We start from the raw sequence: 12,183 nt of genomic DNA, 5'->3' as shown, positions 1-12,183 counted from the left end.
TGCGGAGGTAAAAAATGAAAGTCGTACAGTCGATTACTGAGTTGATTGGCAATACTCCGCTTATGCGCTTAAAGCGAATCACCGATTCGTCTACGGCGGAGATTCTGGTTAAATTAGAGAAGTTTAATCCTGGAGGAAGTGTAAAAGATCGTCCTGCACTGCGCATGATTGAAGCCGCAGAACAGGAGGGGCGATTGCGTCCAGGAATGACGCTGATTGAACCGACGAGTGGCAATACGGGAATTGGCATTGCCATGGTTGCAGCGGCGAAAGGTTATCATGCAATTCTTGTCATGCCTGATACGATGACTTGGGAGCGCATTGCGATTTTAAAAGGGTATGGTGCGAAGGTCGTGCTTACACCAGGAAATTTGCGCATGAGCGGTGCAGTAGATAAAGCAAGGCAACTAAAGGAAGAAATGGGAGACCGCGCATTATTGCTCGCCCAGTTTGACAATCCTGATAATCCAGATGCGCATCGTCATACGACTGCGCTTGAACTATTAGAGCAAACAGAACGCAAGTTTGACGCATTTGTTGCGTCCGCAGGAACGGGCGGGACGATTACAGGGTGTGGCGAGGTATTAAAGGCGAATCTACCGCACCTGAAAGTTTTCGTCGTGGAGCCGAAAGGTTCACCTGTGCTTTCCGGTGGGCAAGCAGGTTCACACAAGATTGTGGGGACGAGTCCTGGTTTTATTCCCTCTATTTTGAACACAAAAATATACGATCGTATTTTCCAAGTATCTGATGACGAGGCGATCGCCATGACAAAGCGTCTTGCGCGAGAAGAGGCACTTCTTGTCGGTGTATCGGCTGGCGCTGTAGTGCATACTGCCTTACAAGTTGCTCGTGAGTTTGGCCCGGATAAACGGGTGGTTGCCCTTTGTCCGGATACAGGGGAACGGTATTTGAGCATGGATTTGTTTTAAAAGGACGGTGGAGTGACATGCATGCAAGAGTGAGTTGGAAAGAAAAGCGCCGCTTTGAAGCTGTTGCAGATTCGAACCATGTTGTGACGATTGATGCAAAACGAGACGCAGGAGGAGAAGATCAAGGTCCACGACCGATGGAACTTTTACTCATGGGGCTTGGAGGATGTACGGGGATTGATGTCACATTGATTCTAGAACGGATGCGAATTCCTTATCAGCGTGTCGATGTTGTTATCGATGCACAACGGGCAGAACAAATTCCGCAAAAATTTACACAGATTACATTGACATATGAAATTGACGCACCGGGTGCACCGCTTGAAAAAGTTGTGCGCGCGATTAAGTTGTCACAAGAGAAGTATTGCTCGGCTTCGCATTCTATCAGTGCACCACTGCGTGCTTTGCTCGTTTTAAATGGTGAAACGCATTCGATTGAATGAGGTTCGTCGGAATTGAATCGCTTAGATTGCTTGAGAGAGGGGAAATCAGCATGAGCGAGAGTTTTCCACCAAAGACATGTTCTATTGATCGACTTGTGACGCGCGAGGAAGATGTAGCGCGCATTTTGCGAGGCGAAAAGACTGCGGTTCGCCGTAACGGCCGCTATGCTGATCCGGGTGAACAGTGGATGATTCGTGAACACCGCTTTTTAGTCGAAAAAGTGTACCGTCAGAAACTTGGAGAGATGACAGACGAGGATGCAAAAAAAGAAGGATTTTTAGATCTTGCGAGTTACCAAGAGTATCTTCAGACCGTTCATCCTGGGATGCCGTTTGCTCCAGGAATGCCTACTTGGGTTCACGAATTTCGAGCAATCAAGTAATGAAGGACAGATCGCCATCGAGTAGTCAGAATGTACAGGCCAGCCTCGTTCATTCTGACTACTCGATGATGCCTAAAGAGTTTGGATGACTAAAGTGACTGTTAGGGAGATGAGCACTAGCGCTATTGTAAAGCCCCACACCCGCTGGAACCCCCCATTTGCATAGTTACCCATAATTTCTCGATTGCTCGTCAAAATCACGAGGAAGAGCAAAATAGGAATCATCACCATGGCACCTAAAGCTTGGGATAGTACTGCAATAAAATTGAGTGGCAGTCCAGGGACTAAAATAGCTGCTGCTGCCGCTACAAGGCTTCCAATATAAACGGCATAAAATTTTGGAGCTGTTGATATCTTGTCATTGAGACTTCTTGCAAAGCCAAATGCATCAGCCACTGTCCAGGAAGAAGAGAGGGAAATCGTGATACTAGCTAAAAATCCTGCATTAAAGAGACCAAAACCAAAAAGAATGCCAGCTGTCCTGCCTACATTGCTCGAGAGTGCATGAATGATCGCGGTCGGCCCTACAGACGCCACATTTTGGATATGCCCATACAAAACAGCTCCACATAGGACGATGGCGACTGCGATGAAAACCTGTACGAGACTGCCAATCAAGGTATCAATGCGGCCGAGTCGCAGTTCCTTGGCAGTAATTCCTTTATCAATCGCCGCGCTGCCTTGAAAAAAAATCATCCATGGTGCAATTGCGTTGCCTACCGTTGCTACGACAAACCAAATGACGCTGCCTTGCAAGTGATGGGGGATCGACCAAGCCGTAAAGGCGTGTGCGACGGCAGACAGTGAGGGATGGGTTAAAAAAGCGACGAGGATAAACACAGCATTTAGTGCACTGACAAATAATGCGAGTCGCTCTTTCGTCCAATAACCTGTAAAAATTGCGAGTGAAACCACGAGCAGCAGACTGAGTAAATCACTTCCCCAAAGCGGTAGACCCATCATCATGAGACCTGCTGTCATACCAATAAATTCGGTCATCAGCGTAAGTAGATTTTCAATCATTAACGTGGCTAAACTATAATATCCAAAAAAACGACCAAAATGACGGAACACTAGCTTTGTAAAACCAATCTGTGTCACAGCGCTAAGACGCATCGTCATTTCCTGAATGGTAAAGGTGAGAGGTGCAAGGCATAGAATCAAAGGGATGAACAGTCCAATGCCAAATTGAATGCCCGTGACTGCGTATTCGATCACACCGCCCGCGTCGTTGTCTCCAATCATCGCGAGCATACCAGGTCCAAGCAGAGCCCATAGAATCCAGCTATAACGGCGCCATCCTGTTCGTTGATGCGCGAGAATCGCATGGAATTTCGAGGGTGTTGTAGAATCTTCACCAGTAGCTGAAGAAACGGGCAGGGATTTCGTTTGCGTCATATCGGTTCCCCCTCATAGACTTCAGTATCACCGTATGAGTGGTCGTTGCAAGAAGTGCATGACCATTTGCGCTTTGTTGCAAATTTTGCAACGCTGTAAGGAGGAAAATGTATGTCACAAAAAGACAATGCATTTGGTCTGTTTCTGCGTAGTGAACTCGCAAAGCGCGGGTTATCGATGCGCCGTTTAGCAGATCTGTGTGGCGTAGATCCAGCGACTGTCTCACGACTTGCTTCTGGAAAGCAGCGGCCCCGACCGGAACACCTGCTGATGTTGGCGCGCGCACTGAAAATCTCATTGCGTGAATTATGGGCCGTGTCCGGATATACGTTCAATGATGAACAGAACGAACAGGAACAAACGCTCGATCGCTGCGAAGCGAGTAGTGCACCCCATTATCAGTTGCCTGAGCTTGAATCATTAGATGTGGATCGAATTATATCTGAATTGCGAAAATGTAAAGAATATGCGGGTACGCAAGAAGGCAGGGAACTTATCTTGCGGGATTTTCATCAGAAAGTCAATCAAATTCAAGGGATTGGCCCAGTGCTTGAAGAGTTAAAAACAATGTATATGCTTTTTCAAAATGAAGAACTTGCCGAGGAGCAGAGACGAACGGTAGGGAGTGCATTGTTGTACTTCATTTTGGCTACAGATATCATACCAGACTACTCTTTTCCATTAGGATATCTTGATGATGCTGTAGCGATTGATCTTGTGTGGCGTGAAATGAAGACGTGGGAAGGCCCTTGGCGGCAATAGGCGACGAATCAAAAAAACCACTCGCTGCAATCGGCGCATCGAGTGGATAAACGTCCGTGTTTTTGATTGAGTGTCATTTGACTCATTTAGCGCTTTTGGACTAACAACAATAATCGCGTCGACTTTTGCGTTGCCGTTCGTCGCGGTCCGGAAAATCATCTGGATCATCGTCATCATGTTCAATCATCGGGCGTCCGCGCTCTTTATTTTCTTTCCCTGCCTCTGCTTTACTTCCTGGAGATCCAGGAATACCACTCACATTTTCAAACGTGCCAAAGACAATTGGTTTGCCATCTTCTACAACTTTTCTACCTTTCGCATAGACGTGTTGGATCTGATATTTCTCATCTGTAAATAACAAGTCCGCATCAACGCCGACTTTGATCTGTCCTTTGTGCGTCAATTTTAACACGCGCGCTACATGTTTCGTAACTATGCCGATGGCTGTTTCAACGGGAATTTCTTCTTCGACAATTGCATCGCGAGTCTCTTCCCATAATGTCGCAATTGAACCAATCCCCATTGCAACTAGTTTTCCTTGATCGTTAAAAATGGGAGAACTGCCATTGCTGTCTGAACTCATTGTGATGAACTGTGGGTTGACCCCAGCATCAAGCAGCATGCGGATCGCTGTAGATGGTTTGACAGAAATATGATCATGTTCATCGGGGCGGATTCCAGATGTCACATCGACATATCCCCCCTCTTTCCCATAGCGTATCGCATCTTTTAACAAATCCGGATTGCGATTTAAGTGTGTTGGGGTAAAGGTCGATTTGGGTAATTCAGTTTGTCTTAACACATCAAATAACAATTTTAATTTGGTGTCGTCATCACCTAAATGAAGATGTAAAACTCCAGCCTTACCTGCAAGGAGTCCACCTACTCGCGCCTCACTTGCAAGTTCAGCAAGATCGCGATCGGAGGGGTGACTAGAGCGACTATCTGAGATCGCGATTTCGCCAACCCCAATGACTTTCTCGATTAACACAATGTCAGAACGTGGCATCCCAGTAATTGTACGCGTCGGTACTTGATAGGCGCCACAATAAATATAGGTAGAAATGCCTTCATAATCGAGCGCCTGTGCTTTTGCTAATAACTCTCTCGTGCTGCGAGTGATTCCATCTGTCCCCAGTACACCCACGGCTGTGGTAACGCCGGCTGTGGTCAGATGGCTCAGAGAGATTTCAGGCGTTCGATAGTGAAATCCACCTTCACCGCCTCCCCCCGCCATATGTACATGCTGGTCAATGAGTCCAGGGAAGAGAAACAGCCCACTTGCATCCATGACATGAATGGGCAGATGAGTACTATGTAATTCAATGTTTTCGCCAATGGCCAGTATTTGCCGTCCACCAATCAACAAATCTCGCTTTCCAAGAGATTTTGGTGCATATACCGTAGCATTTTTAATGATCGTCAGTGAATGCATGACTTTTCCCCCTTTCTTATACGGTCTCATTATGACCAGATTTTTTGCACTTCAATCGTTCGAAGACGGATAGCAAAAGAGAGATCGAAGCAGGTGGACAAAGATCAGTGTGGTGAAACAAAGCAAAGCAGCGTATCATAGAACATAATAGACGGATCAGAGAGTTATTTAAGTACGATAGATCTTAGGGGGAATCGCAGTGAGTACAGTGTTAACGGATTTATCGGCGCTTGTTAATGAGATAAAAGAAGAGGTTGTTCAGTGGCGGCGTCATTTGCACGCGCACCCAGAATTATCATTTGAAGAAGTGGAAACCTCACAATTTGTTTACGAAACCTTACAAAATTTCGCTGGACTTGAAGTCTCACGTCCGACAAAAACAAGTGTGGTAGCGCGCTTGCAAAGCGATCGACCAGGTCCTGTGATCGCTTTGCGAGCGGATATGGACGCACTGCCCATTGCAGAAGAGAATGATTTTACTTTTAAGTCACAATTTCCGGGCAAAATGCATGCGTGTGGTCACGATGGTCATACAGCTATGCTACTAGGTGCAGCAAAACTACTTTCGCGGATGAAGAGTTCATTGCGTGGCGAGGTGCGCTTTTTATTCCAGCATGCTGAGGAACTTTTTCCAGGTGGTGCACAGGAAATGGTCGATGCGGGTGTCATGGATGGAGTTGATCTCGTATTGGGTGCCCATCTTTGGGCAGAACTTCACGTTGGGAAAATCGCCGTCCGCTCTGGTCCATTACTCGCTGCCCCAGACACGTTTAAAATTACGATTATTGGTAAGGGTGGGCATGCCGCAAGTCCTCAACAGACAGTGGATAGCATTGCGATTGCAGCGCAAGTAGTGACGAATTTGCAACATATCGTCTCGCGCAATACGGACCCTTTGCTACCTATGGTTGTATCAGTGACGAAATTTATTGCGGGGACTGCAGATAACGTGATTCCCGGAACCGCAGAGTTGGTGGGAACTGTGCGCACTTTTGATGTCGCATTGCGTGAACATGCGCCCGCACTCATGGAGCGGATTGTAAAAGGAGTGACAGAGGCGCACGGAGCAAATTACAACTTTGTGTATACCAATGGGTATCACCCAGTCATTAACGACGAAGAGGTGACAGCGAAGTTAGAAGAGTGTCTGATGAAAACATTTGGCGCGCAAGTCGTGGAAAAGGCGACACCCACGATGGGCGGAGAGGATTTTTCTGCCTATCAGCAAGTGGCTCCAGGTACGTTTTTCTTTATTGGTGCAGGAAATCCCGAAAATGGAATTGATGCACCTCACCATCATCCGCGCTTTACAGTGGATGAGCGAGCGCTTCCCATGGGAGTTCAAGCGTTTGTTGCGGCAGCACTACAGTTACTATCCTAACTACAATCTAGCGATAAAAATCACTCTTTAGATAAAGGGTGACGAAATTTATTGCAAATCTAATGACTAGACATCCATCCGTTTTGCTTGTACTATGAAAATGAAAAGGATCATAGAGTAATAAGTATCCATTTGAATTGGTTTGAAAATGGGTAGGAAAAAGATAGAAGGATAATTGAAGAATGAAAAAGGTGTTCACAATGACGTGAACTTAAAAGGGAAACCGGTGAGAATCCGGTGCGGTCCCGCCACTGTAACGAGGAGTGCTGGCGATAATCCACTGAGTACATACTTGGGAAGGGCGTCATGCATGATGAATCGAAGTCAGGAGACCTGCCTTTTTTAGCACCACAGGACCTACGGTCGATAGGGATGTGTTGGAGTCAAGGTGTTACAAGCGATGGCTGTAGCTCCTTCGAGTCCACCACGGGCACTCTGAATGGCAGTTGGAGTGTCTTTTTCTATGGGCTCATTAAAGGAGAGAGATAATTTGAAGGAAGTAATTTTACTCATAGGACACGGCAGTCGAGATGTTGAAGGCAATGAAGAGTTTTTGCGCTTCGCAAAGAATTTCCAAGTGCAATTTGCAGATCGAGAAGTCGTTTCTTGTTTTTTAGAGCTTGCCGAACCGACGATTCCAGATGGGGTAGACCAATGCGCAAAGCTTGGTGCACAAAGAGTGATCGTCATACCAGTGATCTTGCTCGCCGCGTCGCATGTAAAACTAGAAATTCCTGAATTTCTCGATGCTGCACGAAAAAAGTATCCACAAATTGAATTTATTTATGGGCGTCATCTTGGATTAAATGAAAAGATAGTAGATCTCTTAGAAATGAGATATAACGAAGCGATCGTAGAAATTCCGGATTTTTCAAAAGAAGAGACGGCAATTGTCTTGATGTGCCGCGGCAGCAGTGAACCTGATGCAAATGGTGATGCTTATAAGCTCGGTCGTCTATTATGGGAACGAACGCAAACGATGACAGTAGAAACATGTTTTACTGGCATTACAACGCCCCTTTTTGCCGACGGAGTAAGGAGGGCAATCGCATTAGGTGCTAAACGCGTGGTTGTTGTCCCCTATTTTCTATTTACAGGGATTTTGATTAAGCGGATGCGTAACGTGTTGATTGAGCTTCAAGAAGAGTTTCCTGCGATTCCGATGACGATGGCTCATTATTTTGGATTTCATCCACTCTTGCTTGATGTTGTGGTGAGTCAGTACGAAGAAGCAGTAATTGGTCACTCTTTTATGAACTGTGATTTATGTAAATACCGCAAAATGGTGTCATCAGATCACGATCATCACGATCATCACGATCATCACGATCATCACGATCATCACGATCATCACGATCATCACGATCATCACGATCATCACGATCATCACGATCATCACGATCATCACGATCATCACGATCATCACGATCATCACGATCATCACGATCATCACGATCATCACGGGGAGGCGTGAATGTGACGGGAAAAGTGTACTTAGTTGGAGCAGGACCAGGAGATCCAGGTCTAATTACGGTCAAAGGGAGAGAGTGTATAGAACAGGCAGATATTTTGCTCTATGATCGCTTGATTGCACCTGAACTGCTTGATTTTGCTCCTAGTTACGCAAAAAAAATCTACGTGGGAAAAGATCCACAGCATCACGCCGTGCGCCAAGAAGAGATTCATCAAAAATTAGTTGATTACGCGCTCGCTGGGAACACTGTGGTTCGTCTAAAAGGTGGAGACCCATTTGTTTTTGGGCGTGGAGCTGAAGAAGCGCAAGTGTTAAGTGCAAACCAGATTCCTTTTGAAATTGTCCCAGGTGTGACATCCGCTGTTGCAGCGCCCGCTTATGCTGGAATTCCCGTGTCTCATCGCAATTATAGCGGCTCATTTCATGTGATTACAGGTCACGAATGTTCTGATTCAAAAGTATCAGAAGAAGAATGGCGTGCACTCGCCAAAGTGGGAGGGACGATTGTGATTTTGATGGGGCTAAGCCATCTACAGCAAATCGTCACTCGATTGATTCAATATGGAAAATCGGAAGGGACACCAGCAGCTGTTGTCAGCAAAGGGACGACAAAGGATCAAGAAGTCGTCACAGCGACACTTGGCACACTTTTTGAAGCGTGTCAAGCGCGCGCGATTGCTTCGCCAGCTACCGTTGTGATTGGTGAGATCGTCACATTGAGCGCGTCGCTCTCTTGGTTTTGGCCACGCATTGCAATGGAACAGTAAAAGCTGCGTCAAACTTGAGTGTTTGGAGGCTGTATAAGATGTCGGGTTCGATCAAGGTAGTGGGCTTTGGTCCGGGAAGTTTTGAACATATTACGGATCGGGCGAGACAAGCGATGGTCACTTCTCATGTAATTATTGGTTATCACACCTATGTGGATCTTATTCGTGATTTGCTTGTAGATCAAGAGATTGTGCGCACAGGGATGACAGAGGAGGTCAGTCGTGCACAGACTGCTGTGAAATTGGCTCGCGCAGGAAAAGATGTAGCGGTCATTTCAAGTGGTGACGCGGGTGTATATGGAATGGCTGGCCTGATTTATGAAGTGTTGATTGAATCGGGTTGGAACCCTTCTGAATCTTTACAAGTTGAAATTATCCCGGGGATTTCTGCGATCAATTCCTGTGCTTCATTACTTGGTGCACCTATCATGCATGATGCGTGCACGATTAGTCTCAGTGATCATTTGACACCTTGGGAGACGATTAAACGGCGTGTAGAAGCGGCTGCAATGGCTGATTTCGTCATTGCGCTGTACAATCCACGCAGTGGTAGGCGCACATCGCAAATTGTAGAGACGCAACAAATTTTGTTGCAATATCGCTCACCTGACACTCCGGTTGGGCTTGTGAAGAGTGCCTATCGAGCACAGCAACATGTCGTGCGTACGACACTTGCACACATGCTCGAACAGGAAATCGGGATGTTGACCACTGTGATTATTGGCAATTCCACAACCTTTTATCATGGTGATCTGATGATTACCCCGCGCGGCTATCAACGTAAGTACACGTTAGATCAAGTTGAACAGCGATTGCGGCCGGGGGAGCGATTGCATGTTGAAAATGAGCCGTGGTCTCTACGTGCCGTCCAGTCAAAGGAGAATACGCCCGTTTTGACAAAACAAAAGGCGTCCATGTCTGCAACACTAGACAGTCTACAACTGGCACAAGAGGCACTTTCACGTGTACAAATGAGTGCTACATCCGCACAACAAAGTAGTACCTTGCTGGGGCAGGTAAATGAACGATCCCAGATGGCTGTACAGACTGCCCCACAGCAAGTTGTCGATTTTGTTGTTGCTGTGGCGCCTGGGGTAGCAAATAAGCGATTTACTGCAGAACAATTGATTTGTCTCGCTGATTTGGCAAAGGATCAGGGGGAAGTACACTATACGGCCGACCATCAGATCGAATTGCGTATTAAGACTGAAGATCCGCAGGCGGTCGTCGATCAGTTACGTGAGGCAGGGTTTTATGTGTTTCCCGTCGGGGAAGTGGTAAAAGTGAAAGCTTGCGATTTTTGTGACGGAGAGAAAGCAGAGTCGATTCCGTACGCGCGAGAACTGACAAACCGTCTGGGGGGTCGTAAAGTTCCAAAAGAACTTTGCATTGGCGTCAATGGTTGTGCAATGGCTTGCTATGGCGCGGTGCTTGAAGATATCGGGATCGTCTATCGCAAAGGCAAATTTGATTTGTTTTTAGGGGGGAAAACGACGGGGCGTACAGCGTGTGCAGCCAAGCTGATGGCAGAGGGCATACCCGCTAACCAAATCGTGAACCTCGTTGAACAAATTGTCAACGAATACAGTGAGCAAGCATTTCCTAGCGAGCGTTTTCACAAATTCTTTGCCCGTGTAGGAATTGTTGCAGGTTTTTCTTATGACAAAACAACAGCGCCCGTTGTTGTGGATACAGTTTGCGGTACGTAAAGAGAGGAGCTTGCGCGTGCTATTTCTAATGGCAGGTACGAGTGATGCGCGTGAACTCGGCGTGCATTTGCGAGATATGGGATACCCTGTGATCGCGAGTGTTGTCACAGAAAGTGCGGCGCAGAGTTTGCGTGAAGTGGGTCTATCTGTGCGTGTTGGTCGTTTAGATGCTATTTCCATGGAACAGGAAATCAAGAAGTACAATGCAGAAGCGGTAGTTGATGCTAGCCATCCGTTTGCTAGGGAGGCACATGAAACGGCGATGGCAACTGCACAAAGGTTGGGAGTGCCCTATCTGCGCTATGAACGGGCTGGTCTAGACTTCTCAGGGAGACAAGGGATTATTCTTGCAGACAGCTATGAGCAGGCGGCTGACTATGCAGCTGAATTAAAGGGCAGTGTGATGCTTACGACGGGAGCAAAGACGCTCGGTATTTTTGCACATCGCCTTTTACCGATTGAAGATGTTCGATTAGTGATTCGTTTGCTTCCGCGTCTAGAGAATATGCAACTGTGCGAGCAGTTAGGCATTGCGCAAAAGAATATTATTGCAATGCAAGGGCCCTTTTCTTACGAACTAAATCAAGCTCTATATCGTCATTACCAAACGACTGTGATGATTACAAAGGAAAGTGGTGAAGTGGGTGCTGTCGATGAAAAGATCCAGGCAGCTGTTGATCTCGGTATCTCGATTATTGTCATCGGTCGTCCAAACGTCGAGTATGGAAACAGTTACTCTTCTGTCGATGAAATCACTACAGCCCTGCAAAAAATTAAGGGTGTCTCTGGTGATTTAAATAGAAAAACCGATAAGGAGGCTTATGATGTCGCATCCGAATGATTTTCAACCGATTACCATTGCTCCGATGGAAATTGAAGAAAGGAGCTTTGCGATCATTGCCCAAGAATTTGGTGCGCATGACTTCACGCCTGAACAGTTCACTGTCATACAGCGAATTATTCACGCAACTGCAGATTTTGACTTAGGTCGCAGTGTTGCTATTCATCCGCAAGCGATCGCAGCTGGTATTCAAGCAATTCGAGCAGGTCGTCCAATCATTGCCGATGTTCAGATGGTGCAAGTGGGCATTAGTAAGCCGCGCCTGAGTCGCTTTGGATCCGATGTGTTTGTACATATCTCTGATTCGGATGTAGCTGAAGAGGCAAAAGCAACAGGGGTAACACGAGCGATTATGGCCATGCGTAAAGCAGCTCGCACATACAAAGGGGGCATTTACGCAATTGGCAATGCCCCGACAGCACTGCTTGAGCTAATTTCTATGGTCAAATCCGGGATTGCTAAACCGGATTTGATTGTGGGTGTCCCGGTTGGCTTTGTCTCTGCAGCGGAGTCGAAGGAAGAGTTGCTGAAACTTGATATCCCTTATATTACGAATCGCGGGAGAAAAGGTGGAAGTCCGGTAGCGGTGGCGACGATTAACGCCCTGTCTTTGTTAGCGGTTCAAAGCGATCAACCTGCAGGTGAAGCACGTGTCTGA

The 12,183-nt window shown here is 46.7% G+C and carries 12 protein-coding genes and 1 riboswitch; of the genes, 10 read left to right on the top strand and 2 right to left on the bottom strand.

The features are described from left to right. The first annotated feature begins 14 nt into the window (after positions 1 to 14). From cysK to BM613_RS01220, 3 genes are read left to right on the top strand one after another with little or no spacing between them, the layout of a single operon-like run. Positions 15 to 932 carry a cysteine synthase A gene (gene cysK / locus BM613_RS01230; protein WP_109429337.1) on the top strand — a complete coding sequence of 306 codons (918 nt, stop codon included), beginning with the start codon at positions 15 to 17 and terminating at the stop codon, positions 930 to 932. Beyond that, positions 887 to 1,375, top strand: a complete 489-nt coding sequence (locus BM613_RS01225; protein ID WP_146192741.1) for an OsmC family protein — start codon at positions 887 to 889, stop codon at positions 1,373 to 1,375. The genes cysK and BM613_RS01225 overlap by 46 nt, the downstream gene beginning before the upstream one ends. A 50-nt stretch (positions 1,376 to 1,425) precedes the next feature. Further along, positions 1,426 to 1,758 carry an ASCH domain-containing protein gene (locus tag BM613_RS01220; protein WP_109429335.1) on the top strand — a complete coding sequence of 111 codons (333 nt, stop codon included), beginning with the start codon at positions 1,426 to 1,428 and terminating at the stop codon, positions 1,756 to 1,758. Positions 1,759 to 1,830: 72 nt separating this feature from the next. On the opposite strand, the gene BM613_RS01215 is transcribed toward BM613_RS01220, so the two are convergent. Then, on the bottom strand, positions 1,831 to 3,156 hold the full coding sequence (locus tag BM613_RS01215) for an NRAMP family divalent metal transporter (RefSeq protein ID WP_109429334.1): 1,326 nt from the start codon (positions 3,154 to 3,156) through the stop codon (positions 1,831 to 1,833). Between the two features lie 111 nt (positions 3,157 to 3,267). Between BM613_RS01215 and BM613_RS01210 the strand changes: the two genes are divergently transcribed. Continuing rightward, positions 3,268 to 3,918, top strand: a complete 651-nt coding sequence (locus tag BM613_RS01210; RefSeq protein ID WP_109429333.1) for a helix-turn-helix domain-containing protein — start codon at positions 3,268 to 3,270, stop codon at positions 3,916 to 3,918. A gap of 100 nt (positions 3,919 to 4,018) precedes the next feature. Here the strand turns inward: BM613_RS01210 and iadA are convergent, their stop codons facing one another. Next, complete coding sequence (gene iadA, locus BM613_RS01205) at positions 4,019 to 5,353, bottom strand: beta-aspartyl-peptidase (RefSeq protein ID WP_109429332.1); 1,335 nt, start codon at positions 5,351 to 5,353, stop codon at positions 4,019 to 4,021. Positions 5,354 to 5,546: 193 nt separating this feature from the next. On the opposite strand from iadA, the gene BM613_RS01200 reads away from it, so the two are divergent. From BM613_RS01200 to BM613_RS01175, 6 genes are all read left to right on the top strand, one after another. Next, entirely contained in the window at positions 5,547 to 6,734 is a 1,188-nt protein-coding gene (locus BM613_RS01200) for a M20 family metallopeptidase (RefSeq protein ID WP_109429331.1), read from the top strand. Positions 6,735 to 6,906: 172 nt separating this feature from the next. Further along, a riboswitch (cobalamin riboswitch) is annotated at positions 6,907 to 7,089 on the top strand. Positions 7,090 to 7,224: 135 nt separating this feature from the next. Next, positions 7,225 to 8,208, top strand: coding sequence for a sirohydrochlorin chelatase (locus tag BM613_RS01195; RefSeq protein WP_245926189.1), 984 nt, complete (start codon positions 7,225 to 7,227; stop codon positions 8,206 to 8,208). A 2-nt stretch (positions 8,209 to 8,210) separates the two neighbouring features. Further along, a complete protein-coding gene (gene cobA, locus BM613_RS01190; protein ID WP_109429329.1) occupies positions 8,211 to 8,975 on the top strand; it encodes a uroporphyrinogen-III C-methyltransferase in 765 nt (254 codons plus the stop codon). A gap of 38 nt (positions 8,976 to 9,013) precedes the next feature. Then, complete coding sequence (gene cobJ, locus BM613_RS01185) at positions 9,014 to 10,684, top strand: precorrin-3B C(17)-methyltransferase (RefSeq protein ID WP_109429328.1); 1,671 nt, start codon at positions 9,014 to 9,016, stop codon at positions 10,682 to 10,684. A 16-nt stretch (positions 10,685 to 10,700) separates the two neighbouring features. Beyond that, positions 10,701 to 11,525 carry a precorrin-6A reductase gene (gene cobK / locus BM613_RS01180; protein ID WP_109429327.1) on the top strand — a complete coding sequence of 275 codons (825 nt, stop codon included), beginning with the start codon at positions 10,701 to 10,703 and terminating at the stop codon, positions 11,523 to 11,525. Next, positions 11,509 to 12,183, top strand: coding sequence for a precorrin-8X methylmutase (locus BM613_RS01175; RefSeq protein ID WP_109429326.1), 675 nt, complete (start codon positions 11,509 to 11,511; stop codon positions 12,181 to 12,183). Before cobK ends, BM613_RS01175 begins: the two co-directional genes overlap by 17 nt.

Source organism: Sulfoacidibacillus thermotolerans, assembly GCF_003144315.1.
GTDB classification, from domain to species: Bacteria; Bacillota; Bacilli; order Alicyclobacillales; family SLC66; genus Sulfoacidibacillus; species Sulfoacidibacillus thermotolerans.
The sequence above is the reverse complement of the archived record's forward strand: the minus strand, read 5'-3'. Positions and strand labels throughout refer to the sequence as shown.